This is a genomic window from Acinetobacter sp. YH12027 (genome assembly GCF_013420085.1).
Classification (GTDB): domain Bacteria; phylum Pseudomonadota; class Gammaproteobacteria; order Pseudomonadales; family Moraxellaceae; genus Acinetobacter; species Acinetobacter amyesii.
This window is the reverse complement of sequence record NZ_VOYW01000043.1, coordinates 1-24,245: the sequence shown is the minus strand read 5'-3', so window position 1 is coordinate 24,245 and position 24,245 is coordinate 1. Positions and strand designations below refer to the sequence as shown.

Sequence of the window (24,245 nt, the reverse complement as noted above, 5' to 3'; positions counted from 1 at the left end):
GGAGTGATCGACATTCACTCCGCGTTCAGCCAGCATCTCCTGCAGCTCACGGTAACTGATGCCGTATTTGCAGTACCAGCGTACGGCCCACAGAATGATGTCACGCTGAAAATGCCGGCCTTTGAATGGGTTCATGTGCAGCTCCATCAGCAAAAGGGGATGATAAGTTTATCACCACCGACTATTTGCAACAGTGCCGAAAATAGCATTGATTTAGAGCTTTATGATCCAAAGCATACTGCAACCAACCAAACACAGGGTTTGAAATTACTGAGCAGTGAAAAACCTAGAACATTAACCAATGTCCCACTTAAAGTAACGACCACTAATATTCCATTAAGACATAGTGCCGCAGTAAGGGCAGCAGAAACCATGCTGATGGCGGATAGTACAACTTCAACCACTTTTTATAATTGTACAACAGGTTTTAATGTGAAAAACGCTGCGGGTACAAAATTTGCGACCACAGCGGCTCACTGTAAGAATTACAAAATTACTGTAGATGACCGCAAGACAACTGGCAATGATAATATTGCACTAACCTTTGTGGGAGACTTCTGGAATGGTAGTCAGGATTTCCAAACCATGAGTTTAGTATCATCTACACATACCTTGAACCCAGAATTTTTCGCCAGTGACAATGTGGTCAAAACTCTAACTGGTCGACGTACACAAGGTAACACACCTGTTGGTACGTATGTCTGTCATTATGGAATGAAAACTGGTTATAGTTGTGGTACGGTTCAGTCGACCGCATTTAAAGCATTTGGTACTGACAATAAATGTGGACCATCAGGGGCAGGTGTGTGTAATGCAACATGGGTAAAAGTTTCAGGTCCAACGTTGGATTGTTGGGGTGGCGATAGTGGTGGTCCAATCTTTATTGGAAGTGTGGCGGCAGGGTTATTATCTACTGCAACTTATCAAGGCACATGGAGTTCTTCCATGAAAGGTCAGGGGTATTGCGGAGGTGCCGCCAAACCTAATGGATATATGACCTATATGTCTACTGATGAACTCTATAAAGAGGGTTACTCATTATTATACGGACAATAACGATGACTAGAATATTTATACTGATGTTCGTCGTTGGACTTTTGAGCGCTTGTCATAAGCCTTCATCAGCCGATCAGTCCAAGATACAAGAATTACAAGTGATGTCCTTTAGTGAGCAGACCTTGGCGCAATTTTCTTGGGAATTAATCGAGGCAACAAATGCTAATAGTGAACGTATAGATTCATTATTTCTGGCTTCAAAACCTGACCAACCTATCACGCTAAAATTTGCAGAAAAGATGCTGTATATTGGGAATTTGTTTTGTAATATAAATTCGATTGGTATTCATTTTAAGGGCAATCATTTATATGCTGAACAACCAATTGTTGCCACAATGATGGGCTGTCCTGATGATATCAACTTACGTGAAAGTACGATGATAGATATTCTGGTGAATGCTCCCACATTATATCTTCAATCTCGTAAGGGGCAGGCACAACTGCTTATAGAAACACAAAAAAAAGAGAAATTGATTTTTAAAGGTGTTCAAGTCAACAAGTAGTCTAAATTCTTGCAGTACACTGATGAAAATCATAAGGTAAAGTTAGATATGAGGAAGCCCAATCATTTAGTTGGGCTTCTTTGTTTAAATATAATTTTAAGAGCCGGTAACTTATTTTCTGTAAGTTCCCTTTTACTATTTTTCTTTTGAGTATTTTATTAATCTAATTCTTTTACGCACTCAATAAGTATTACCACTATACCAACTCTTAGAAAGAGCTTTGAATTCCCTATTTAACATAATGGTGGTTATACGCAATACACTTGTATATTAATATAAATATCAGATACTTAATAAAACAAGAAAAATCCAAAAATGCCCAAAAAACCGATTTTGAAACAAATCGGCTTTTTTATGAGCAGTTTTGATAGTTCTTGCCAATAAATTTGTTTAAAAAGTAGTCGATTTTGAGATTTTTTAAATTTTATCAATGCGTGAATGTTCAAAATTATCCCCATTTCTTGTGGATAAAACTTAGGCTGTTTTGTACGCTTTAGCTTACGTAAATTCCGGTCCTTTGCGGCTATTCGGAATAGTAGAATTTTCATATGATTAATTGGTCAGGAACAGGAAGTTCCTTAGAATTACAAAGAATGAGCACCAGGATGGGGCCAGATACGACAAGCACTAAGCCAGCACAGACCTAAAGTTCCAATAAAAAACCTCGGCAGGATGCCGGGGTTTTTTATTGTCTGCATTTAAGGTCTAATCAGTCTTAGCCAATTCATTTTGGTTGATAAGTTTAATCAGCGCATTTTGAACAAACTCATCAAGTTCAATCCCTTTTTCTTTTATGATGGTTTCTATCTTTGCTAGCGTTTCACTTTCTAATTCGAACTCGATTTCTGCTGATGTTTCCATGAGTAAATCATAGTTATTTTCGACTATCTTTTTAAAGGTTTCTTCTAGATCTTTTGTTGATGGAATATTGAAAGATAAGCGTAATGAGCTATTGATAATTTCAATATGGGTATACCCTAAATATTCAGTACTTTTTCCCACAAATCCTAAGTGCTTCATAAAAAACCTTAAATAAATATAGTAGAGAGCTGTCTAAATTAAGCCAGACTCTCTTTTACAAATTTTGGATCAACAATAAATAATCGAATAAGGGATGTTGCTGCTCCTGATGGTCTTCTCGCACCTTGTTCCCATGATTCAAGAGTACGTCTTGATACGCCAAGAATCTTAGCAAACTGATCTTGTGTTAGTTGAGCCTTTCTACGAGCTAACGCTACATCTGTCTCAGTGATTACGGTTCTTTTCGCTGCATTACTAGTAAGCATATCGTCGATGCCTTGTAATATTTCAGCTTCAATATCCCTAGTTGCTTCAAAAGCCTCAAGTTCTTTTTCAGTCATTAAACGAGTCATTTAGTTTCTCCACTAATGCTTGAAGAGTCTTCTTACTAAGCTGTACAGTTTGCTTTTTACTGTACAAGGTTAATAACCAAATCTCTCCATTTGCTAAACGATTAAAGTAGATGACTCTGACACCACCACTTTTACCTCTACCACCGCTAGTCCATCTAATCTTACGAATACCACCTGCATTAGGCTCTACATCTCCTGCTTCAGGATTTAATGCTAAGAATGTTTTGAATTCCTCATATTCTTCCTGAGTCCAATAAACAAGACAGTATTTAGTAAATAATGGAGTCTCACATATTGTATACATTGATTGCATTCATACTACCTTGTAGTAGTTTATTTTATACTACTTTGTGGTATTTTTAAATGATAATTCTTAGTTCACAGGATTAAAGACGATGTACTATTTTGCAGAGGATCCCTTCTAGGTAATGTTACCTAGGAGGAACAATGAAAAAACTGAAACATCAGTACAGGCAATCAATACAGAGTACTCACCATGACTACTTTTGGGAAATCTATCCCAATGTCAGAAGCTCTGTATTTAAAAATTTAGCACTCTGAACCGTACCGGGTTTGTCGGAGACTTTTTATTTAAGTTAGGCCACCTGACCTAACGGATTAATCTTATCATAGTAGATTGCTTCAAACTCAAAAGGTGATACATAACCCAGTGCACTATGTACACGTTCTTTATTGAACCAATCTACCCAGTTTAGTGTCGCAAGTTGTACATCTGCTAAACCTTGCCAATCCGCTTTTAAATATTCAATCACCTCTGTTTTGTATAAGCCATTCACCGTTTCAGCCAAAGCATTATCGTATGAATCACCAGTCGTACCGACTGATGCTCGTAAATTTGCTGCTTCTAAACGATTGGTATAACGAATGGAAAGATATTGCACACCTCTGTCGGAATGATGAATCACATTCTTTGGCATGCATCGGTCATGCAATGCTTGCTCCAATGCATCGAGCACCATGTCTGTATTCATACGTGTTGATACTTTCCATCCAACAATTGCTCGTGAGAACACATCAATAATAAAGGCGGTATAGACCCAACCTGAATTGGTTTGAATATACGGGTGAGTTTTAGCTAGTCATAATTCATAAAAAATATCGATTGTGTACTGTACTGTAATGTACTAAAATACGATACAGTACAGTACACAATAGGAAGTAAACCCATGGCAATCACTAAATCAGATGTGGCAAAAGCCATCGAATCCCTTGCAGCACAAGGCTCAAACCCAACTAACGATAATATCCTTGCGGTTCTTGGTAGCGGCTCAAAGACCACTATCAACAAATACCGCAAAGAGATCCTTGAAGAGCAACTGGCGGCAGCCGTTACTACGGCAAAAACTCTGAAAGATGCGGAACTTGTTACCGTGTCACAAGTCATTGCAACCCTATTGCAAGAACGGATTGATGCAGTACAAGGCGGATATGCGGAAACAGTGCAACAACTGGAAAAGCAGCTTGCAGATACCACAGAAAAACTGGAACAGGTGCAAATCAAACTTGATGAACAGGTCAAACAAACTGATGACACCACCGACAAGCTGAAAGTCGCTCTTGCTAGTACAGATAAGGCAAAAGAAGACTACAACGCCTTGCAAGCCAAATATGAACAGCTACTCGAAAAATCAGGCTCGATCAAATATGTGGAATCACAACTCACTAATGCAAATGCACGGATAGCTGAATTAGAAAAACAGATTACAATGTAAAAAGACAAGTAACTGACGATGAAGGCTGGTAATCCCCCCTAAAAATAATAGGATCTAAAAGTAGAATTTTCTCTTAAGATACGAGCAGGAGATTCTGCATGAAAACATCTAAATTTACTGACAGTCAGATCATGTCCATCTTGAAACAGGCAGAATCTGGCACACCTGTAGCGACCCTTTGCCGTGAACACGGCATGAGTAATGCTACCTTTTATAAATGGCGTGCCAAATATGGTGGTATGGATACATCATTAATGGCTCGACTGAAAGAGCTAGAAGCCGAAAATACCAGACTTAAAAAGATGTATGCGGAAGAGCGATTAAAGGCCGAAATCATCCAGGAAGCGATGGCAATGAGCAGCACTGCTGCGCAAGGGTAAAGCCATCTTGCCGGCGTAAGATGGCACAACAGGCAGTTGCCCAGCATGCCATTAGTATTCGTTTGGCTTGTAAAGCATTTGGCATTAGTGAAACCTGCTACCGCTATCAAGCCAAACTCAGCGATGACAATGCACTCATTGCTGAACAGCTCATTGAACTCACTGAGGAAAATTCCGATTGGGGCTTTGGTTTGTGCTTCTCGTATTTACGGCATGTTGAGAGTTGCTGCTGGAATCACAAGCGGGTTTACCGCATTTACTGTGAGTTGGCACTGAATCTGCGTATTAAACCGAGAAGAAGACTAAAACGGCATGCGCCTGAACCATTGAAAGAACCAATCCGAGAAAATCAGGTTTGGTCATTAGATTTTATGCATGATCAGCTTTCCGATGGTCGCAAGTTTCGATTATTGAATGTGATTGATGATTACCGCCGCGAAGGCCTAGCCATTGACGCAGGGTTCTCATTGCCCACAATCAGGGTTATTCGTACGTTGAATCAATTGCTGGAGTGGAGAGAAAAACCGTTAGTGATCCGATGCGATAATGGTCCCGAATTTATCAGTCACGAATTTGTGCGCTGGGCTACTGAGCACGGTATTCGTATTGAATATATTCAACCGGGTAAGCCACAGCAGAATGCGTATATTGAACGCTATAATCGGACTATACGTTATAGTTGGCTGAGCAAGCATTTATTTGATACTTTGGATGAAGTACAAGATTATGCAACAAACTGGTTGTGGCATTACAACCATGAAAGACCACATCAAGCTAACAAAGGAAAGCCACCTCTAATGGCTGCTTAACCTCTACTTTTAACTTCGGTTATTTATGGGAGGATTACCGATCACCTGAAATATTTAATACAGACAAAGGCAGTCAGTTCACGAGTGATGCATTTATTGATGTATTGAAATCAAATGGCATTCAAATCAGTATGGATGGTAAACTTGCGCAGTATACTGCTCATAGATTGATAATGTGATGGTTGAACGATTATGGCGGAGCGTTAAATATGAAGAGGTGTATCTCAAAGCTTATAGCAGTGTCACAGATGCAAAAAAGCAATTGAGTGCATATTTCAAGTTTTATAATTTGAAACGACCTCATTCGAGTCTAGACAAAATGACACCCAATGAGTTTTACTATGATCAGCTACCCCAACAAAACAAGGTGGCTTAACTAGAGCGGAATATCACTTATAGAAGTTGTTCAAATTTCCGGATCCATCTCTTTATTTACCGTTTGGACGTGAAGAAGCGAATCTGTTCTTTAACGTGATTGCCAAGCGTTATGAAAAAGGCAGTACGATATTGACGAGTAACTTACCCTTTAGCCAGTGGTCCAAATCCTTTGCAGATGATGTCACGTTGACCGCTGCGATGTTAGATCGGTTATTGCATCACTGTCATGTGGTACAAATATCGGGTGAGAGTTATCGTTTGAAGGATAAAAAAAGAATTGGGATTCAGCCCCAGGTTGAAATTTAATACGAGATCAAAGGGGTCAATTTTACTTTGCCATTTGTAAGGTGAAAGGGGTCAATTTTAGAATGCCGTTGACAACTTAAATAAAAAGTCTCCGACAAACCTGGTACGGTTCAGTCTGGTGAATTCCAGCAGTTGTTCATGGGTCAGTTGGCTTAAGTCAGGCAGCGTATTCATGACCGCAGTATGCCTGAGGTCATGAGAAGAATGAAATAGAACGTTTGGAGGATGGCAGAATGGTCGAGCTTGGTTTAGAGCATATTCACCACTTGCTGCAATCCAATTCTCTGCCAGGGCAAACCTTGGATCAGTGCCTGTAACTGTTCCGGGCTGAGGGCCACGGTTTCACCTTGGTGAACTTGAGCCCAGTGAAATTTGCCCTGTTCCAGCCGCCGGGCACACAGCCAGATGCCCAATCCATCATGTACCAACACTTTCATGCGATGGCCACGTTTATTACAGAACAGGTAAGCACAATGCGGTTTGATGTAGCCAAAGGCTCTCACCACCTGAGCCATGGTCGTATCCATACCTGCACGCATGTCCATGGGCTGAGTAGACAACCAGATTTCATCAATGCGGATCATGTTGCAAGTGCCTTGAGTAATTCTGCCAAGACAGGTATTTCTGATGTCTGCCATTTTAGCTGAATATCATTATTCGTATGAGGCACGGTGATACACAACGTGATCCTCTCATCAATAGGTTGGCTGATTGCAGCAGTGTAAGGCAAAGCAATAAATGCTGGATTCACATGAGTAGGATCCTGCACGGCACCATCATGATGGCTGAAGATCCTGATCCAACGACTGACAAGGTTGGCATTAATACTATGTTGCAGTGCGACCGAAGCGATCGAGGTATTAGGATTTTTACAGGCATTGACAATACTGAGTTTGAATTCTTTGCTGTATGTTCTGCGTTTTTTAGCAACAGGAGGTGTTGCTGAATATATATCCATGTTCATGGATTAAGTCCCCACTTGTTTTTAGGTGGGAACTAAATTAAGGCTTATAGGATCGCTTGGTAAGGCTGTGTTAGCCGGATGCTTACCACTTACTACTCACTTGCCTTGTACCATTTTATGGCATTAAATGGCCTTAACAAGATTGAGAGGTGTTAAATGTCTAAGCTAATAAAAAAGAGAGTTCAATATTCTGTGGATGAGGCTATTTCTGAATCAGCAGAGTACATTATTAAAAAAGTTGGGCTAACCCCTGCATCTGTTTTTAGTATGGTCATGGCTGAAATAGCCAAAACAGGTCGAATCCCTGTAAGCAATCAAATAAGTGATGATGATTTTAATACAGCACAGCTCATAGCTCTTAGCCATAATATCCCAAGTGTAAAAGTATCTAATACAAAATCTGCTCAAGCATTTTTAAACGATGATGGTGGGTACTAATGGCACAGGATTTGTATTGGGCTTATGTTGGTTTGACAGATATAGTAGATGGCAAAACTCGCCCTGTTTTATATATTCGACAAACAAAAAAAGACTACATCGTATTCCGTTTAAGCAGTCAATATGACAATAAATCTGATTTTATTAAACGTAAATATATTGAAATTATAGATTGGGAATCGGTTGGACTAAGTAAAAAATCATGGATTGATACCGTACAGACATATCAGTTGCCAATTGATAAAACAAAATTAACTTACATTGGTAAACTTTCTAAAAATGACTATGAGCGATTAATTAATCATCTTAAAGAACAATAACTGTTTGTCCAATTAGCCGAATAATATCTGTCCAAGTTAGCACAAAATTTAATGATCATTAAATAAGAATTTGCACTTGGATCGCAGAATCCATAAATTGGCTGCAATCATCCAGGAACGTAGTGTTTCCACTGAAATATCGAATCCATGAATGGTAGTGAGCTTTTCATGAGCCAAGGTAGATCCAAATCCCAGCAGATGTTCAGAAATAATGGAAAGACATTTTGATTTTAATAAATCATCATGGCGACGATGGCCAGGTTGACCACGACTGGCATGCGCCATACCTGAAACACCATCTTGATTGAGCTTCTGTAATAACCAGGTAATTTGACGGGTTGAAAGATTAAGGATTTCAGCAGCACGGACTTGGGTAATACGATGATCTCGAACGTCTTGCAGAACAGCAAGACGTTGAATTTCTTTGTCAGACATAGTGATCAGCATCTATATTTCATATCCAGTCCATGATGTTTAAGCCATCATAAACTAGACATTTTTATTGGTGAGAATATAGACATTTTGAATGGGTTCTAACATGCCATGCCAATTGCGTATAATATAGATTATGTTAAATTAAGTACATAGTACTTTAAGTTCATAACTCTCTGTGTTTATAGATAAACAATATATAAAACAATGACTTATTAAAAAAATAATTCTAGGCTAATTTTATTTAAGTCTATATAGTGTTTACTTCATTTAGTTCTTCAATTGTGTAATGTTCTTCTTAAAGACAATCAAACTCTCAAAAAAGCATTCAACTCAAAATCGAATTGTTGTGCTGTTCAATGCTTCGACTACAACGGCATGTCTTTATCCATTACTCTATTCTTTATCTGTTTTGAGATTTCAAAGTGTAGCTACCCAACAATCAGATATGCTGTTAGCGGCAGTGTAAAAATGACCCCCTAATGGCATTTAAAAACTGACCCCCTTGGTTAATATAGCGGTCATTTTGGACTGCTCAACATGTTAACTTTGGAGCAAGCAGTGACAATCCAAATACTTCATCAACAAGGTAAATCTATTAAAGCCATTAGTCGTGAACTGGGGGTGTCCAGAAATACCGTACGTAAATATTTACGGCAAAACACCACACCTCAGTATCAGCGTATACAGCCTAGAATAAGTATCCTTGACCCATATAAACCCTATTTACTCCAACGTGTAAACGCAGCTCATCCTGAATGGATTCCTGCTGTTGTGCTCTACCAGGAAATTTTAGGGTTGGGATATCCAGGAAAGATCAGGATCTTGAGGGAATATCTTGCAACATTAAAACCAGTTGCTCAACCGGAACCGATCATTCGTTTTGAAACCCAACCTGGCCAACAAATGCAGGTAGATTTCACGACAATTCGACGCAACAACACGACTTTAAAAGCCTTTGTCGCAACATTAGGGTATTCCAGAGCGACTTTCGTGAAATTTTATGATCATGAACGTACGGATGCATGGATCGATGGTCTAGAAAATGCATTTCAGTTTTTTGCAGGAGTACCTCAAGAAATCCTGTTTGATAACGCTAAAACGATCATGATTGAACGGGATGCCTATCAGGAGGGGCAGCATAAATGGAATCCCAAACTGCTCGACTGCGCCAAGAAATACAGCTTTCGTCCTCGCGTATGTAAGCCCTACCGTGCACAGACCAAAGGCAAAGTTGAACGCTTTAATGGATACCTCAAATCAAGCTTTATTGTGCCATTGAAAGCAAGCCTGAAGACTTCGGGTTTACTGTTAGATGTTGATGTCGCCAATGCCCACATTGGCCGGTGACTGCATGAAACCGCCAATCAGCGGATTCATGCCACCACGCAAGAAAAACCGGCTGTTCGACTGCAACAGGAGCAGCAAAAATTTACGCCATTACCGCAATCAGATACAGGTTCTAGCACTGTACCTGTTGCAGCAGCACAGCATGTCATGCCCTACGAGAGTTTGCAGCATCCCTTATCGGTATATGACCAGTTGCTGGGAGTTTCCTGATGAATCTGCAATACGACCGTATAGAGCAACTTTGCCAAAAGCTCAATCTGCCTGCCATCGCATCACAATGGTCACATCATGCACAACAAACATTAGGTCAAGATGGAAGTTATGCCGACTTTGTTGAAGCTATCTTGACGCATGAATATGCTGCCAGGCAACAGCGCAGCCAGCAGGTCCTGATGAAACTCTCAGGCCTGCCTCAAGTGAAAACGCTGGAAGGTTACGATTTTAATTATGCACTGGGTGCTCCCAAATCACAGGTGGTCGAGTTGTTCAACCTGAGCTTTATTGCTAGAGCAGAAAATGTGGTGTTTCTCGGGGCTAGCGGTGTAGGGAAAACGCACTTATCTATGGCATTAGGCTATAAGGCCATCATGAACAATGTCAAAACCAAGTTTATTACCGCCGCCGATCTCACGCTGCAACTGAGTACAGCCTATCAGCAAGGTAAATTGAAAACCTATATGCAACGTGCGGTACTGGGACCAAAGTTACTGATTATCGATGAAATTGGTTATTTACCGTTTGGACGTGAAGAAGCGAATCTGTTCTTTAACGTGATTGCCAAGCGTTATGAAAAAGGCAGTACGATATTGACGAGTAACTTACCCTTTAGCCAATGGTCTAAGTCGTTTGCGGATGATGTTACGTTGACCGCTGCGATGTTAGATCGGTTGCTGCATCACTGTCATGTGGTACAAATATCGGGTGAGAGTTATCGTTTGAAGGATAAAAAAAGAATTGGGATTCAGCCCCAGGTTGAAATTTAATACGAGATCAAAGGGGTCAATTTTAGAATGCCGTTGACAATGCTCGCACTTAAATTTTGGTATGAATTCTGGTTCCAGAAATTGAACCGTACCGGGTTTGTCGGAGACTTTTTTATTTAAGTTAGGCCACCTGACCTAACGGGTTAATCTTATCATAGTACATTGCTTCAAACTCAAAAGGCGATACATAACCCAGTGCACTGTGTACACGCTTTTTATTGAACCAATCTACCCTGTTTAGTGTCGCAAGTTGTACATCTGCTAAACCTTGCCAATCTGCTTTTAAATATTCAATCACCTCTGTTTTGTATAAGCCATTCACCGTTTCAGCCAGAGCATTATCGTATGAATCACCAGTTGTACCGACTGATGCTCGTAAATTTGCAGCTTCTAAACGATTGGTATAGCGAATAGAAAGATATTGCACACCTCTGTCGGAATGATGAATCACATTCTTTGGCATGCCTCGATCATGCAATGCTTGCTCTAATGCATCGAGCACCATATCTGTATTCATTCGTGTAGATACTTTCCAGCCAACAATTGCTCGTGAGAACACATCAATAATAAAGGCGGTATAGACCCAGCCTGAATTTGTTTGAATATACGTAAAGTCACTGACCCACAGTTGGTCAGGATGATCAGCAGTAAAATTACGTTTCACTAAATCATCTGCTCGTTTTTGGTCATCTCGGCTACGGGTGGTTTGTTTGTTCTTACCTCGCCAAACACCTTGTATACCTAGCTTTTTCATTAATCGAGCAACAGTACAGCGTGCAATAATATAGCCTTCACGTTTCAGTTTTTGCCAGACTTTACGTACACCATACCGACCTGAACTTTCCTTCCAAATTCGTTTAATCTCCTCAGCATGATGCAAGTCATGTAAATCTCGCTTTGCTCGATGTTCTGGATTTTCGCAGAGATCTAGAGTCCGGTAATAGGTTGAAGCTGCGATCGGTAAAATCCTACAAATCGCATCAACACCATATAAGTCTTTATTGTTATGGATGAAATCCACCATTATTTGTGTGGGCGGTCGAGCTCCGCCTGGGCGAAAAAAGCGGCTGCTTTACGTAGAATTTCATTGGCACGCTTTAATTCTTTAATTTCACGTTCCATTTGCTTCATTTTTTCTTGGTCAGATATCTGTTGTACTTTAATAGGATTTTGCTGATCTAAATGCTTTTGATGCCAGGCACGAAGTGTTTCAGGAGTACAACCAATCTTAGGCGCAATTGCTGTGATTGCAGCCCAATTCGATGGATAATCTTTCTCGGATTCAATCAATAATTGAACCGCTCTTTCTCTGATTTCAGGGGTATATTTTAATTTTGTCATCGGGATAGTCTCTCAGAATATTGACTCTCCGACAAACCCGGTACGGTTCATTCAGTTCTTTGGACAATTCCCTTTTAGATCAATAATAGAGACTAATATCAATTATCTTATACATGGTATGTGGTTGATTCCATTAATAGTCCTTGGATTTTTTTTATTCACTGGTATTAAAATTCATCAGAAGAATATTAGTAAAATATCTAGATATTAACAGCCTAAAAATATTATCTAGCCCTATGCAAAGATATGCATAGGGTTATTACTTATTTAGAAATTAACGTAGTATCATTTTTTTTGGGAGTTTCAAAAGAGATTTTTTCAAAAATTATTAAACTAAAGATTAAGACTCCGATTAAGCCAATTAGTCCCATAATTAAGAAAGTTGCTCTAAATATCAAGCCATAAGTCAAAATTTTACTTAAATATTTTTTTCCCATATTAGCTCTAATAAGATTACTTTCTTCATTACAAAATATTCCAATATCAATTGAAGAATTTCTTTCTAATCTTTTAAAGACTTCTTCAGATTGTTTGATTAAAAAAGATGTTCTTTGATCTAGCTTCCAGAAAACAAATGCCGTAATACTTAAGAAAATGGATAAAAATATTCCTATGTAAGCAAAGGTACTTGAGGACTGAATGGAAACACCTATAGCGGTTCCTAATCCAGCAATGATAAAAAGAAAATAATTGAACATTGTTATTCTTTGGTTGGAATGTAATTCAAAGTACTTCCAGGCATGTTCAACAGCTTGTTCAGAATTAATCCTATTTGTCATATTAATATTACCCAATTGAAAATTATATGAATTATATAATTTATTCAATTGAATAAACTAATCTAAATAATTCTGCTTGATACTTTGCATCGTGCAAAGCATTATGATCTCCTTGTAAAGTAGGATGTACATATTTATCTATTGAACTTGACTTTGTATCGTACCAGCTACATTTTGTGGCTCCCATAAAAAGAGCTTTGATATCTATAGCTGATATACCAAAAGGATTTCTATTTAAATATTTTAGAAAATAAAAATTTATAAAAGACCAATCGAAAGGCGCATTAAGTCCTACAAATATAGGTCTAGAGTCCTCTGGTAAATACTTGAGTATCCAACTTTCAAATTGAGACATTGCTTCTATGGGGGGAATACCTTTCTTTCGTGCTTGGTCTAAAGTTATTCCTGACACTTTTAAAGCTTCTTCAATTGCTTGATCACTGATTGGTTGGAGCATTATTGTAAATTCTATATCAGGGTTATATACGAAACATGCTCCTATAGTCAGCATACTGTGTTCACCTACTATAGGACCTGCTGTTTCAATGTCTACAGAAATATAAACCTCTTTTTTATACATTCTTATGCTCCTTCCAATTAGAATTATGTTATCCAGCCATTATAGGTGAAGGCTTTAGCTTACTAAGAGCCTGATGGAAGTGTGAGATTTTTAATTCTGAATCAGGAAAAGCTAAAGAAACTGCCGTTGGATATAACCGTGTACGAATATCTGAATAAGTCCAACCTGGTTCTGCTCCGTGAGGAGCAGTTGCACTTACTAATTCGGCAATTTCATCTTCCGAAAAATCGATGTCAGACAAATCTTTAGTAAAAAGCTCATGTCGTTCTTCATTAGATGGGCGAACAAACTCTTCTACAATGGAAGCTCTACGCAAAACAGCTGCATCTAAAGCAGCTAATCGATTAGTACATAAAATTGCAAAGATACGGCCACCATGTTTTCTTAAATCATCTATTGCTTGAATTAAAGTATTCACACCAACTTTATCTTCATGATGACTATTTTCTTGACTTCGAGATGCTCCAAGCGAATCACCTTCATCAATAATAAGAAAAGCTCGACCATTTCCATGTCCAATAGACCGAGTGATTTCATCGAATGCTTGTGCAATGAGAGTACCCATTTCACCAACTTTACCAGTTCCTCTGACTTTATTACTAAGCTTAAATAGCAAAGCATCTTCTATTTTCGCATCACGAGCTAATCTATTAACAATTGCTTCAGCATTTGCAGTTTTTCCAGTACCTACATCACCATGAAAAATAGCTAAAGGATATTGATCGACAAGAAGATCAATAACCGCTAGTTTTTTCCCATGTTTTTGTTTACTCCATTGTTCTAACTCATCAGCCTGAAGCAAAAGTTGTACTTGTTTCTTAATACGGGAATATCTAGATTCAAAACCGAGTAATTTGTCAGCTAAATCATCAAATTGTTTAATTGGTAAATCTGTCTTAACTTCAAAAACTGTTGATTTACTCATGAGTAGTCGCTCCTATTAGCTCCATAACCATTACTGCTATAACCTCGCTCCCCTGATGCAGAAAGGCTACTGTGAGTGGTACTTTCTGTTGTTGAGACCCAAGTTATTTCCAATGGTAATTTGGAAGCTTTTTCTGATTCATTACGATATTTATCGGTATGTGACAATATAATTCTAATTCGTCCATCTGGTGTGTGGGGCCACATTACTCCGCCAGGTCTTTCAGTACCAGATGCACCTTCAGTTTGAAATATGTACTTAATAGCTCTAACTTCTGAACCATAGGAAGATATCAAAGTTACATCAACTTTAGATAAATATTCATTTTTTGCTAATAGTTCAATATCATGGGCATATTCTTTCGCTTTATCTTCAGTCATCGCTCTTGTGCTACTAGCGATCATAATTAAATCTGCTTTAATACTACGTACAACTTTTTCAACATCAGCTACAGTGTAAGTACTCGAATAAGTACTTGAGTATGATGAACTCATGCTTTAATCCTTAATTTTAAATTTATTACCGAATATTTCTTTCCAAATGTCGTTATCATCTTCTACTGATGCATAATTTGCAGTTTCCCAAGCTTGTAAGGCTATTTTGACGATTTGTTCTTTCTCTTCTATAGTTATTCGAGACGCTACATTATTTTCATGGTTAGCAGGATCAATAATTACAACAGGATCTGAAAAATATTTCTGCACCTTAGCCGAGTTCTCAGGGAAATCAATACGCTCATTTAATTCACTTTGAGCTATAAATCCTAAAAATTCTCTAAAACGTTGTTCAATATTTTGTGTTGGTCCATCACGATCTTGTAAATAAGCTAGTATCAACTCTAGATGAAAAGATTTAAGGCCCGGAGGGCACGCAAAATTTTTCCATCGTTTTGCCATACGCACTAAAGTGCGGTAATGCTTATCTGAATTTTTTCTATCACGAATAAATTGAATATGACAAGGAGCACAAGTTAGGTTTTTTTCTTTAGTTTTTAGATCATATTGCCAACCATGGTTTGGTTCTTGGGCATCTTGAATTACAGGAACTACATCTACACTCAGCCCACTTTTGACAAAAGTTACTGTAGCTGCTCTCCGTTGAATCTCAAAATCTTCAACAGCTTTAGTTGGATAAATTTTTGTGAGTAACGTGTAAATTAAGTCATTAAGATTGTCTAATGTCGAATCATCTACATTTTTATTACTGATATAAAATACAATATCTACATCGATAGGATCATCTACAGTTTTCTTCAAAATTGTATACTTTGCAAAAGAACCGGCTTTAACTACTTTTGCTATTTTTAAGTCAGAGTTTGAAGTGATATGTTTGCGTAACTCTGTTATTAAATTATCCACTTGTGCATGATATTCTGTACGTTTTTCTGAAGGTAAACGAAGTACATTACCATCATAATATTGAAGATCTGAATTTGTAAGTGACATTCTGATGTGTTTCCCCAAGTTAGTTATTAAGTGTTAAGCCATGAGTAATATAATCTGCTGTTACTGCAGCAGCTGCTTTTGCGGCTAAGTCATGAAAGCGATTGTCTTTTGTGGAATCACCAAAGTCACTAATTCCTCTAATCATTAACACGGGTTTTTTATGTAAAGCACAAGCCGCAAATACTCCTGCACCCTCCATTTCAGCAACTTCAATTTTTCCATTAAGTTCTTTTAAGGCTTTAAATTTTTCAGGATCTCGAAGAAGCTTCTCACCACTTCCAATAGTGACTGTTTTAGGCATAACACTTTTAGTTACTGGGCCAATTTCAATACTATCTGGAAGTATGATTTCTAAGGCTTCATAGCTCTTTATTAAGCGACTTTCTAAAGAACTTTTGTTAGATAAATATGTGCTAACATCCTGTCTAACTTTAAGATCTAACACTGTGCTTTTAGGCCGGTGTTCTGTAGCGCCACCTTCAATGAGAGCTGCTCCTTCGTATGCAACGACTTGTTCAGATAAAACAACTTCGCCTAAAGCACATTTTTCGCGCATTCCCGCAGCAATACCTAACATGATTACATTTTTAGGTTGTAATTCAATTAGTAATGTGGTGGTGATTGAAGAAGCATCTACATTTCCAGCGCTAGAAAAACATGCTATTGCGCAATTAGCCCGTATACCATCATTGCGAATTATTTCTGTTTTCCATACATGGAGACCCGTACTTGTAACTATAGGCTGTACACCTTCATTAATATTTAATGCTTGCCTTGCAGCTGATAATTCAATTGGTAAAGCTGTCAAGACTAATACATCTGGCGGAAGAGCTGCGTGTCTAGCTTGTTCCTCTTTATAAAAGATCGTAATAATTCTCTTTGCAATTTGAGAAAATTCTAATACAGGTTCTTCTAAAGAGAGTGCTGAAATACTTTTTACCACAGTAGAACCGGTATTTTGCAAATAAGTTTGAGGAGTGTCTCTAAATTTTTTTAGCAATCCTAATGCACCATTTCCATCTTCTTTATTTGATCCGATTTGTAGATCTAAAGGCAAAATAGGCAACCCTTTTTTTACCATTTTGTGAGCTCTATCTAATACTCCTTTACCACCACCTAGTGCAATCATTGCTGTAGCATGCTCAATTTGTTCTTCACCTACATTGCTACCTGTTAAGATTTCGTCATCAATACAAATATGTTCAGCAACCCCACGAGCAATCATGCTATTTAAAAGCCGTCGCTGTTCGGAATTGGTTTTGCATTGCAACCGATCATTTGATGCAACAATCTTAAGAAAGATTTTGTTTTCTATCCCTTGAGTTAGTTCGTTTATTTTTCTAGCAATAGTCCAATCAAAAACTAAAGATTTTTGAGTTTGATTTACAGGCTCTGCTGAAAAATAACCGATAAAGCTGCCTCCAGCATTAATAACTTCTGTTACAAGAGCTTCAACAAATGAATGAGCCTTATCGATCTGGTCATCATTTGTAGTAAGAGAAATGCTACCTGCAAGGAGAATACAACTATTTGAAAGAGAAACTGGATTACTCATTCTCCCCTTACCCCCTAAAAAATATAATAATTTTTAATAGATGAAGGTTACATTAACTATTGCAAGTGTTCTTTGAAAATTTATTTAGCTTTGTAATTTTAGTATGCAAGTAGTTTAATTGTTCACTCCTCCAGGTATCACTGCAAATATGGCTGTACAGTGGTAAGAACCCTACAAACGCGATTGAATGAGATAAAGTAATATACTGTAGTACCAGCTGTTAAAAGGAAAAACCACCAAAACACCTAGATTACTAATTGTTACTGAAGGAATATCCATAATTTTGGAAAAAGTTGTCTAGATAGAAGAAGAACTCCTAATAAAGTCGCAATTATTGCACGAGCATGCTGAGAAAGGCGGCACTCAAATCTACAGTTGCTATGTGAGTTGTGAGTTATGACCCGGCAAATATGATAACTCCAATAAAATCATTAATCTAAACATTTGCTGAATCTTCATTAAATTACTAACCACTGAATTAGATGGATGAAATGGTAAATATATAGTTGTGAAGGGCTTTGTTGCACAAACCTATCTGTAAAGGCTTTTTCAGCGATATAATTTTCAAATGAAGAAGCCTACACACAAAATCTACCGCACAACCAATTGCCCCGCATATAACCGAGCACTCATGAGTCGCGGAAATATTGTCATTTGGTTTGATCCTGCTACGCAATGGTATGCTCCATCAAAAGGCAAACAAGGGCGAAATCAAACCTACTCCGACGCAGCTATCCAATGCTGCTTAATGATTAAATCCTTATTCCGTCTATCTTTACGTATGGTCACTGGCTTTGTGCAAAGTCTGATTGAACTTTGCGGATTAAATTGGACCGCACCAGATTACAGTACGCTTTGTAGAAGACAAAAGCATATTGATATTGCAATCAGCTACCAAAAAAGTAGCGATGGGCTGCATCTACTCGTAGACTCTACAGGCATGAAGTTTCTAGGTGAGGGCGAATGGAAACGCAAGAAACATGGAGCTGAATATCGTCGCCAATGGCGTAAACTACATATTGGTATAGATGCCAAAACCCTACAAATACGCGCTATTCAGCTCACAACCAATAATGTCAGTGATTCACAGGTGCTTGGTGATTTACTTAATCAGATTCCACAAGATGAGCAGATTGACTCTGTTTATACCGATGGAGCTTATGACACCAAGCAATGCCGTCAGGTCATTGCAGATCGGCAAGCACATGCGGTGATTCCACCTAGAAAAAATGCGAAACCATGGAAAGATACAAAGATCAGCTCGCTAGCGCGAAATGAATTACTTCGAACAGTTAAACGTTTAGGCAGGACATTATGGAAAAAATGGTCAGGCTATCATCGCCGCAGTTTGGTGGAAACCAAGATGCATTGCATCAAATTATTAGGCGATAAATTAATGGCAAGAAGCTTTCCTAGTCAGGTGAATGAAATTCATGCACGTGTAGCAGTCCTCAACAGATTTACGGAATTAGGTCGACCACTTACCCAAGTTACGCCTTAAATTTGGCTCAATTAGGGGCGCTTTGTATTTCAAATCTTTGTGCAACAAAGCCGATGGAAAGTATCTACACGGATGAATACAGATATGGTGCTCGATGCACTTGAGCAAGCATTGCACGATCGAGGCATGCCAAAGAATGTGATTCATCATTCCGATAGAGGTGTTCAATATCTTTCTATTCGCTATACCAATCGTTTAGAAGCTGCAAATTTACGAGCATCAGTCGGTACGACTGGTGATTCATACGATAATGCTTTGGCTGAAACAGTGAATGGCTTATACAAAACAGAGGTGATTGAGTATTTAAAAGCAGATTGGAAAGGTTTAGCGGATGTACAACTTGCGACACTCAACTGGGTAGATTGGTTCAATAAAGAGCGTGTACACAGTGCATTGGGTTACAAGTCGCCTTTTGAGTTTGAAGCAATGTACTATGATAAGATTAACCCGTTAGGTCAGGTGGCCTAACTTAAATAAAAAAGTCTCCGACAAACCCGGTACGGTTCAGTCTCAATTTTCACACTTCATGCAACAGAGTCGTTTTTATCCTAAGGTCCTTACCACTTGTATTCTTTACGAACATATATCAAAAAAAGTGTAGCAAGTTGCTACACTTTTCGCTAGATCAACTCTTTACCAAAAATATCATTCAGTCTTTCACGAATACTATGGACGAATTCCGGATTACTTTTAAGTTTATGCTTCATATTTCGTTTAAAGTCATTCAACCCCATACCAATTTCAGCAAAATCCATTTGGAATAAAGTGTCATTAATGACAATATTTGCTTGAGAGTCAGTGAGGCATCCTACTTTTTTAAACCACTTCTTGAACTGCTGATAATTTTCATCATTATTAAAAATATACCAAGAACGTACATTCATATCGAATTTAGCCCCTAATTCTTTTACGGATGCATTGTCTTCAAATGGAACATCAAGATAGATTTTTTCAATCACTGCAAATTCATCCAGTGCCTTATCAGCAATCCGATGATGCAGTTTAAAATTCACACCTACAATTGGACGGCCTTTCTTAACGGTTTCATACTCTAATTGTAGATCTGTATTTTCGTTAATTTCTGCCACTATTTTGTCTAATACATAGCGTCTAAAATCTACCCAGCGATCATATTTGGTTTCATTAATATCAATCAGTGCTTTCAAGTTTTCTAAAAGTAATGGCACTTCATAACTCTTTTGATTGGCGTACTTAAATTCATTTTTAATGAAATAAGTATAGAGACTCATACTGGCAACAGAATCTAGGGCAAAAAGATGTTTTAGCTGATAGGTAGTAAAATTACCCCCAGCCAGTTGAGTGAAATACGGCAACACCTCACTGGTAAAACGAATCTGAATCGCATTTTTAGAATCATCTTCCCATCTTAACTCACGGATAATGGGAACGACAGAATGTACTTTTTTAGTCTTTCTTTTACCATTATCAGCAGGCTCCTCAATAATAAAATGAGCTACCCGGGATGAAAGCTCTTTGTAGATCCGATCTATTGCAACATTAATTGAATTACGTTTATTTAATCCTAGTAAATCTGCCAAATCATCCTTATACAAATAAATATAAGTTTGTTCGGTAATTTCACCATCTACCCTATTTTTCTCACTATAATTCGCAACCGCCATTGCATATAGAAGTGCCTTATATTCATTGGCTGATAATTCGATTGGGCGAATTAAACGGTTACTGGTACTGACAACGCCATTATGGCGAATGTTGCCTATACAGTAAGGAATATAATTCGATTCTTCTTGCAATGGTTCAGATTCTGTCATAACCGTGATATTTATAATTTAACTTAGTTTTTATATACAAAAGTGGAAAAACTTTCAAGACTTTCACCACAAGATTCTAAAAGTGGAAAGTTTGTCATCAAAAAGAAGCATTTTAGCCGGTTTTCTGCATTTAAAGTGGAATTAATTATAATCTTTCCACCCTATGATGACAGACCTTCCACCTTTAGTCTCGAAATTACAGTTCAGAAGGCCTATTTTTACTTTTTTCATTCAGATCTAGTTAGGTTAAGTCAGATAAAAACCCTGATGTGACAAGGCTTCCACCTTTTTGTTAGATTTAAAAGGTATAACTGCACATATAATCATCAGGAAATATCCAATAAAAAAAGATTATCCACAGGTTAAGAAGATACAGTGACAATCTTTCCACCTTTAAAGCTTAGTTATGAGACTTTATTAACAGCTTAAATATTTGTTTTTGCAATTATTTTTAAATAAAAATAGCAGATATAAAAATAGCAGTGACAAACTTTCCACCCTAGTGACAGACCTTCCACTTTAGAGTGACAAACCTTCCACTTTAGAGTGACAGACCTTCCACTTTAGAGTGACAAACCTTCCACTTTAGAGTGACAAACCTTCCACTTTAGAGTGACAAACCTTCCACTTTTAAATCTATAAGCATTTGTTTTATATAATAAAAATATGATCCTAATTATTAATTAGCTAAATAACTAATTATTCTAATTTTTAATTAAGCTAGCTTAGTTAAAAATTTATTTTTTAAACTGTTTTACAGCTGAATAAATAGGATTTATAAATTTAAAAACTATAGTAAGATGAATGAAAGTTATTTATATTACTAAACATTCAAATAAGGAAGCATCTGACACGCATGTCTGCAAAAATTATTACTGTTGCTAACCATAAAGGCGGATGTGGCAAAACAACGACTGTTGTACACCTAGCCTCAGAACTTGCCAATCTGGGCAACAAAGTTTTAGTCATTGATTTAGATCCTCAAGCAAACGCAAGTTTACACATTGGGATCCAACATCCAAGCGAAATTGCTGTCACTACAGCAGAATTACTAGTGGGCGATATTTCGTTGTTGGCAGATGCATTACAAGAAGAAACGAACTTTGAAAAAGTATCATTAATTTATGGTTCCTTGAATTTAGGAAAAACTGAAGATCAACTAAAAGAAGAAGCTCCCCGTCCTTCAGAAGAGTTAAATATCAAGTTAAAACTATTAAAAGATCTATATGATTTTATATTGATTGACTGCCCACCTAGCCTTAAATTATTAACCAGCAATGCCCTGGCATCCTCAACACATGTCATTATCCCTATCGAATCAGGATCACAATATGGATTATATGGGGTAACAGATCTTTTAAATCATCTTGAAAAGATCAAACGTATTAATCCAGATTTAGAGCTTTTAGGCGCTTTACTAATTAAGCATGATGAACGTCAGAATGTCTGTAAGCTGATTCGGGATGAAGCCTTGAAACAAGTGGGTAAAATTTTAGAAACCACAATTCCTCAAAGTACTAAAGTCAATCAAGCAGCCATTCTGCAACAACCACTTTTGAAAGTAGAAAAAAATTCAAAAGTACGTAAGGCTTTTGAAAGCCTTGCCAATGAAATTGTATTGAAAATTTAAACCTGAGAGCATTATGGCAAGCACCAAAGAGCTTTTAGCTCAGAAACTGAAACAGAATACAGAAAAACATCAGCAAGCACAGAAAGACAATATTAAAGAGCTGAAAGAGTTTAGACGTAATGTCCCTATTGAGGATATCAGCCGAAGTCTAAACCAGCCGCGTAAAATATTTGAAGAATCACAGTTAAAAGAACTGGCGGATTCTATTAATGAAATCGGCCTTTTGCAGCCCATTACAGTGCGTAAACTGGATAATCTGAAATATGAACTGATTGCAGGCGAGCGACGCTTACGGGCACATCAGTTACTCGGAAAGTCTGTGATTGAAGCCATTATCATTGATGCAAATAATGTAGAAGCATCTTTGTTAACCCTGGCCGAGAATTTAAAGCGTCAGGATCTGACAGATTATGAGATTTTTATTGGCCTGAACTCACTTGATGAGAAATTAAAGAAAAACAAGCAACGTTTAGCCAATTCACTGGGTTTAAATCGCGAAGATATGTACAAGTATTTAGCATACGAAAAACTGCCGCAAGCAATTTTAAATGACCTTGATGTGGAACCAGGCTTGCTAGGCCGTACTGCTGCAACTGCATTCAAAAAATTTCTATCGGATCATCTTGAACAACTCTCTGAAGCCGAAGTGGCCTTACTCGGAGCTTGGGAAAAATTAAAAGACAAAAAACTCGAGCAAAGCAAAGTTACTACTTATGCTGAAAAACTATTGAGTCAGAATCCAGAAAAACTGACCACAACATCCGTGGTCAGAAAAATTGAATATGCCGGTAAGATTGCGGGGAATATCAAACTGAATCAAAAACAGCTTAAGGTTTCTCTGAATATCTCGGAAATTGACGAAGCCAGTCTCTTACAATTAGAAGATTTCTTAAAACAGCTGATTCAAAAAAGCGAAAAAGTGTAGCAAGTTGCTACACTTTCTTAGCACCCTGAAACTAATTACATCCTCATGCATTATTGAATTTTATTTTCTTAAGTATGCTTCTTTACATTTGGTCTTTGAGAGTACTGTTACTTCGGACTGAGATTAAATTCTGCCTTTCTTCTTGTGGAGTAGTTTTATATTTATCCGGAAATATTATATATGTCCATATAAGCACTCCCAGTTTTCAGGTTTTGTATCAAAATAATCAATTCTTATCAGATTTTTCGATAGGGAAGTATATATGCTGGTGGAACATAAATAATTTGGTGGTGTTTCAAAAGGTATGCTGCCGTTAAAAAAATACGTTATTAAGGTAAAAGAAAGTAAGCATCCAGCTAACACAGCCTTACCAAGCGATCCTATAAGCCTTAATTTAGTTCCCACCTAAAAACAAGTGGGGACTTAATCTATGAACATGGATATATATTCAGCAACACCTCCTGTTGCTAAAAAACGCAGAACATACAGCAAAGAATTCAAATTCAGTATTGTCAATGCCTGCAAAAATCCTAATACCTCGATCGCTTCGGTCGCACTGCAACATAGTATTAATGCCAACCTTGTCAGTCGTTGGATCAGGATCTTCAGGCATCATGAGGGTGCCGTGCAGGATCCTACTCATGTGAATCCAGCATTTATTGCTTTGCCTTACACTGCTGCAATCAGCCAACCTATTGATGAGAGGATCACGTTGTGTATCACCGTGCCTCATACGAATAATGATA

General features: G+C 37.8%; 23 protein-coding genes, 8 pseudogenes and 1 other annotated feature. Of the genes and pseudogenes, 15 read left to right on the top strand and 16 right to left on the bottom strand.

Going from position 1 to position 24,245, the window contains the following annotated elements:
- Window positions 1-135 (bottom strand): annotated as a pseudogene (locus FTT94_RS13865) (IS6 family transposase); the annotation flags it as partial.
- 24 nt (window positions 136-159) lie between these two features.
- Here FTT94_RS13865 and FTT94_RS13860 point away from each other — a divergent pair.
- Both FTT94_RS13860 and FTT94_RS13855 read left to right on the top strand, forming a co-directional pair.
- A complete protein-coding gene (locus tag FTT94_RS13860) occupies window positions 160-1,056 on the top strand; it encodes a S1 family peptidase (protein ID WP_228140232.1) in 897 nt (298 codons plus the stop codon).
- Between the two features lie 2 nt (window positions 1,057-1,058).
- Window positions 1,059-1,559 carry an META domain-containing protein gene (locus tag FTT94_RS13855; RefSeq protein WP_074163995.1) on the top strand — a complete coding sequence of 167 codons (501 nt, stop codon included), beginning with the start codon at window positions 1,059-1,061 and terminating at the stop codon, window positions 1,557-1,559.
- A 705-nt stretch (window positions 1,560-2,264) separates the two neighbouring features.
- Here the strand turns inward: FTT94_RS13855 and FTT94_RS13850 are convergent.
- From FTT94_RS13850 to FTT94_RS13835, 4 genes and pseudogenes are all read right to left on the bottom strand, one after another.
- Complete coding sequence (locus FTT94_RS13850) at window positions 2,265-2,579, bottom strand: hypothetical protein (RefSeq protein WP_104505826.1); 315 nt, start codon at window positions 2,577-2,579, stop codon at window positions 2,265-2,267.
- Between the two features lie 38 nt (window positions 2,580-2,617).
- Complete coding sequence (locus tag FTT94_RS13845; RefSeq protein WP_104505827.1) at window positions 2,618-2,932, bottom strand: DNA-binding transcriptional regulator; 315 nt, start codon at window positions 2,930-2,932, stop codon at window positions 2,618-2,620.
- On the bottom strand, window positions 2,913-3,236 hold the full coding sequence (locus FTT94_RS13840) for a transcriptional regulator (protein ID WP_104505828.1): 324 nt from the start codon (window positions 3,234-3,236) through the stop codon (window positions 2,913-2,915). Before FTT94_RS13840 ends, FTT94_RS13845 begins: the two co-directional genes overlap by 20 nt.
- 292 nt (window positions 3,237-3,528) lie before the next feature.
- Window positions 3,529-4,014 (bottom strand): annotated as a pseudogene (locus FTT94_RS13835) (IS3 family transposase); the annotation flags it as partial.
- A gap of 105 nt (window positions 4,015-4,119) precedes the next feature.
- Between FTT94_RS13835 and FTT94_RS13830 the strand changes: the two are divergent.
- The 4 genes and pseudogenes from FTT94_RS13830 to istB (FTT94_RS13815) all read left to right on the top strand — a co-directional run.
- Entirely contained in the window at window positions 4,120-4,665 is a 546-nt protein-coding gene (locus FTT94_RS13830) for a DNA-binding protein (protein ID WP_127800924.1), read from the top strand.
- Window positions 4,666-4,763: 98 nt separating this feature from the next.
- Window positions 4,764-5,854: pseudogene (locus FTT94_RS13825) on the top strand (IS3 family transposase).
- 35 nt (window positions 5,855-5,889) lie between these two features.
- Window positions 5,890-6,230 (top strand): annotated as a pseudogene (locus FTT94_RS13820) (transposase); the annotation flags it as partial.
- A 53-nt stretch (window positions 6,231-6,283) separates the two neighbouring features.
- Window positions 6,284-6,538: pseudogene (gene istB, locus FTT94_RS13815) on the top strand (IS21-like element ISAba8 family helper ATPase IstB); the annotation flags it as partial.
- A gap of 248 nt (window positions 6,539-6,786) precedes the next feature.
- Here istB (FTT94_RS13815) and tnpB read toward each other — a convergent pair.
- Together tnpB and FTT94_RS13805 are read right to left on the bottom strand one after the other, a co-directional pair.
- On the bottom strand, window positions 6,787-7,122 hold the full coding sequence (gene tnpB, locus FTT94_RS13810) for an IS66 family insertion sequence element accessory protein TnpB (protein WP_004780063.1): 336 nt from the start codon (window positions 7,120-7,122) through the stop codon (window positions 6,787-6,789).
- Window positions 7,119-7,502 carry a transposase gene (locus FTT94_RS13805; RefSeq protein ID WP_163143575.1) on the bottom strand — a complete coding sequence of 128 codons (384 nt, stop codon included), beginning with the start codon at window positions 7,500-7,502 and terminating at the stop codon, window positions 7,119-7,121. Before FTT94_RS13805 ends, tnpB begins: the two co-directional genes overlap by 4 nt.
- A 156-nt stretch (window positions 7,503-7,658) precedes the next feature.
- On the opposite strand from FTT94_RS13805, the gene FTT94_RS13800 reads away from it, so the two are divergent.
- Complete coding sequence (locus tag FTT94_RS13800; RefSeq protein ID WP_127800960.1) at window positions 7,659-7,940, top strand: type II toxin-antitoxin system RelB/DinJ family antitoxin; 282 nt, start codon at window positions 7,659-7,661, stop codon at window positions 7,938-7,940.
- Complete coding sequence (locus tag FTT94_RS13795) at window positions 7,940-8,260, top strand: hypothetical protein (RefSeq protein WP_127800962.1); 321 nt, start codon at window positions 7,940-7,942, stop codon at window positions 8,258-8,260. Before FTT94_RS13800 ends, FTT94_RS13795 begins: the two co-directional genes overlap by 1 nt.
- 75 nt (window positions 8,261-8,335) lie before the next feature.
- Here the strand turns inward: FTT94_RS13795 and FTT94_RS13790 are convergent.
- A pseudogene (locus FTT94_RS13790) lies at window positions 8,336-8,707 on the bottom strand (ISNCY family transposase); the annotation flags it as partial.
- 525 nt (window positions 8,708-9,232) lie between these two features.
- On the opposite strand from FTT94_RS13790, the pseudogene istA reads away from it, so the two are divergent.
- Both istA and istB (FTT94_RS13780) read left to right on the top strand, forming a co-directional pair.
- Window positions 9,233-10,252 (top strand): annotated as a pseudogene (gene istA / locus FTT94_RS13785) (IS21-like element ISAba8 family transposase).
- Complete coding sequence (gene istB, locus FTT94_RS13780) at window positions 10,252-11,025, top strand: IS21-like element ISAba8 family helper ATPase IstB (RefSeq protein ID WP_159153815.1); 774 nt, start codon at window positions 10,252-10,254, stop codon at window positions 11,023-11,025. The pseudogene istA and the gene istB (FTT94_RS13780) overlap by 1 nt, the downstream one beginning before the upstream one ends.
- A gap of 121 nt (window positions 11,026-11,146) precedes the next feature.
- Here the strand turns inward: istB (FTT94_RS13780) and FTT94_RS13775 are convergent.
- From FTT94_RS13775 to FTT94_RS13745, 7 genes are all read right to left on the bottom strand, one after another.
- A protein-coding gene (locus FTT94_RS13775) for an IS3 family transposase (RefSeq protein WP_180170965.1) occupies window positions 11,147-12,366 on the bottom strand; the annotation gives its coding sequence in 2 pieces (ribosomal slippage) (window positions 11,147-12,090 and window positions 12,090-12,366; 1,221 coding nt in all).
- Window positions 11,975-12,091, bottom strand: a sequence feature (AL1L pseudoknot). It overlaps the preceding gene by 117 nt.
- 263 nt (window positions 12,367-12,629) lie before the next feature.
- On the bottom strand, window positions 12,630-13,145 hold the full coding sequence (locus FTT94_RS13770) for a hypothetical protein (RefSeq protein WP_127798922.1): 516 nt from the start codon (window positions 13,143-13,145) through the stop codon (window positions 12,630-12,632).
- A gap of 40 nt (window positions 13,146-13,185) precedes the next feature.
- Window positions 13,186-13,725 carry a 3'-5' exonuclease gene (locus FTT94_RS13765; protein WP_127798920.1) on the bottom strand — a complete coding sequence of 180 codons (540 nt, stop codon included), beginning with the start codon at window positions 13,723-13,725 and terminating at the stop codon, window positions 13,186-13,188.
- A 28-nt stretch (window positions 13,726-13,753) separates the two neighbouring features.
- Entirely contained in the window at window positions 13,754-14,650 is an 897-nt protein-coding gene (locus tag FTT94_RS13760; protein WP_127798918.1) for an ATP-binding protein, read from the bottom strand.
- Window positions 14,647-15,144: a four-carbon acid sugar kinase family protein gene (locus tag FTT94_RS13755; protein ID WP_151208077.1), complete on the bottom strand. Its 498-nt coding sequence runs from the start codon at window positions 15,142-15,144 to the stop codon at window positions 14,647-14,649. The genes FTT94_RS13760 and FTT94_RS13755 overlap by 4 nt, the downstream gene beginning before the upstream one ends.
- A 3-nt stretch (window positions 15,145-15,147) precedes the next feature.
- A complete protein-coding gene (locus FTT94_RS13750; protein WP_151208075.1) occupies window positions 15,148-16,095 on the bottom strand; it encodes a CBASS oligonucleotide cyclase in 948 nt (315 codons plus the stop codon).
- A gap of 19 nt (window positions 16,096-16,114) precedes the next feature.
- Complete coding sequence (locus FTT94_RS13745) at window positions 16,115-17,650, bottom strand: phosphorylase (RefSeq protein ID WP_159153817.1); 1,536 nt, start codon at window positions 17,648-17,650, stop codon at window positions 16,115-16,117.
- Between the two features lie 568 nt (window positions 17,651-18,218).
- On the opposite strand from FTT94_RS13745, the gene FTT94_RS13740 reads away from it, so the two are divergent.
- Together FTT94_RS13740 and FTT94_RS13735 are read left to right on the top strand one after the other, a co-directional pair.
- Window positions 18,219-19,151, top strand: a complete 933-nt coding sequence (locus FTT94_RS13740; RefSeq protein ID WP_180170964.1) for an IS5-like element IS17 family transposase — start codon at window positions 18,219-18,221, stop codon at window positions 19,149-19,151.
- 54 nt (window positions 19,152-19,205) lie between these two features.
- A pseudogene (locus FTT94_RS13735) lies at window positions 19,206-19,619 on the top strand (integrase core domain-containing protein); the annotation flags it as partial.
- A gap of 152 nt (window positions 19,620-19,771) precedes the next feature.
- Here FTT94_RS13735 and FTT94_RS13730 read toward each other — a convergent pair.
- Window positions 19,772-20,944, bottom strand: coding sequence for a replication initiation protein (locus FTT94_RS13730; RefSeq protein WP_127800989.1), 1,173 nt, complete (start codon window positions 20,942-20,944; stop codon window positions 19,772-19,774).
- 856 nt (window positions 20,945-21,800) lie between these two features.
- Between FTT94_RS13730 and FTT94_RS13725 the strand changes: the two genes are divergently transcribed.
- The 3 genes from FTT94_RS13725 to FTT94_RS13715 form a co-directional block, all read left to right on the top strand.
- Window positions 21,801-22,574, top strand: a complete 774-nt coding sequence (locus FTT94_RS13725; protein WP_127800991.1) for a ParA family protein — start codon at window positions 21,801-21,803, stop codon at window positions 22,572-22,574.
- A 13-nt stretch (window positions 22,575-22,587) separates the two neighbouring features.
- A complete protein-coding gene (locus FTT94_RS13720) occupies window positions 22,588-23,499 on the top strand; it encodes a ParB/RepB/Spo0J family partition protein (protein WP_127800993.1) in 912 nt (303 codons plus the stop codon).
- A gap of 430 nt (window positions 23,500-23,929) precedes the next feature.
- The coding region (locus FTT94_RS13715) for a transposase (RefSeq protein WP_180022932.1) at window positions 23,930-24,245 on the top strand (316 nt) is incomplete at its 3' end.

What these genes read in the sequence shown, in the direction of transcription:
- FTT94_RS13805 (WP_163143575.1), bottom strand. Translation starts at nt 7,502, where the DNA reads ATGAACATGGATATATATTCAGCAACACCTCCTGTTGCTAAAAAACGC.
- FTT94_RS13760 (WP_127798918.1), bottom strand. Translation starts at nt 14,650, where the DNA reads ATGAGTAAATCAACAGTTTTTGAAGTTAAGACAGATTTACCAATTAAA.
- FTT94_RS13725 (WP_127800991.1), top strand. Translation starts at nt 21,801, where the DNA reads ATGTCTGCAAAAATTATTACTGTTGCTAACCATAAAGGCGGATGTGGC.
- istB (WP_159153815.1), top strand. Translation starts at nt 10,252, where the DNA reads ATGAATCTGCAATACGACCGTATAGAGCAACTTTGCCAAAAGCTCAAT.
- FTT94_RS13740 (WP_180170964.1), top strand. Translation starts at nt 18,219, where the DNA reads ATGAAGAAGCCTACACACAAAATCTACCGCACAACCAATTGCCCCGCA.
- FTT94_RS13795 (WP_127800962.1), top strand. Translation starts at nt 7,940, where the DNA reads ATGGCACAGGATTTGTATTGGGCTTATGTTGGTTTGACAGATATAGTA.
- FTT94_RS13720 (WP_127800993.1), top strand. Translation starts at nt 22,588, where the DNA reads ATGGCAAGCACCAAAGAGCTTTTAGCTCAGAAACTGAAACAGAATACA.
- FTT94_RS13860 (WP_228140232.1), top strand. Translation starts at nt 160, where the DNA reads ATGATAAGTTTATCACCACCGACTATTTGCAACAGTGCCGAAAATAGC.
- FTT94_RS13830 (WP_127800924.1), top strand. Translation starts at nt 4,120, where the DNA reads ATGGCAATCACTAAATCAGATGTGGCAAAAGCCATCGAATCCCTTGCA.
- FTT94_RS13745 (WP_159153817.1), bottom strand. Translation starts at nt 17,650, where the DNA reads ATGAGTAATCCAGTTTCTCTTTCAAATAGTTGTATTCTCCTTGCAGGT.
- FTT94_RS13855 (WP_074163995.1), top strand. Translation starts at nt 1,059, where the DNA reads ATGACTAGAATATTTATACTGATGTTCGTCGTTGGACTTTTGAGCGCT.
- FTT94_RS13765 (WP_127798920.1), bottom strand. Translation starts at nt 13,725, where the DNA reads ATGTATAAAAAAGAGGTTTATATTTCTGTAGACATTGAAACAGCAGGT.
- FTT94_RS13750 (WP_151208075.1), bottom strand. Translation starts at nt 16,095, where the DNA reads ATGTCACTTACAAATTCAGATCTTCAATATTATGATGGTAATGTACTT.
- FTT94_RS13770 (WP_127798922.1), bottom strand. Translation starts at nt 13,145, where the DNA reads ATGACAAATAGGATTAATTCTGAACAAGCTGTTGAACATGCCTGGAAG.
- FTT94_RS13850 (WP_104505826.1), bottom strand. Translation starts at nt 2,579, where the DNA reads ATGAAGCACTTAGGATTTGTGGGAAAAAGTACTGAATATTTAGGGTAT.
- FTT94_RS13730 (WP_127800989.1), bottom strand. Translation starts at nt 20,944, where the DNA reads ATGACAGAATCTGAACCATTGCAAGAAGAATCGAATTATATTCCTTAC.
- FTT94_RS13845 (WP_104505827.1), bottom strand. Translation starts at nt 2,932, where the DNA reads ATGACTCGTTTAATGACTGAAAAAGAACTTGAGGCTTTTGAAGCAACT.
- FTT94_RS13800 (WP_127800960.1), top strand. Translation starts at nt 7,659, where the DNA reads ATGTCTAAGCTAATAAAAAAGAGAGTTCAATATTCTGTGGATGAGGCT.
- FTT94_RS13840 (WP_104505828.1), bottom strand. Translation starts at nt 3,236, where the DNA reads ATGTATACAATATGTGAGACTCCATTATTTACTAAATACTGTCTTGTT.
- tnpB (WP_004780063.1), bottom strand. Translation starts at nt 7,122, where the DNA reads ATGATCCGCATTGATGAAATCTGGTTGTCTACTCAGCCCATGGACATG.
- FTT94_RS13755 (WP_151208077.1), bottom strand. Translation starts at nt 15,144, where the DNA reads ATGAGTTCATCATACTCAAGTACTTATTCGAGTACTTACACTGTAGCT.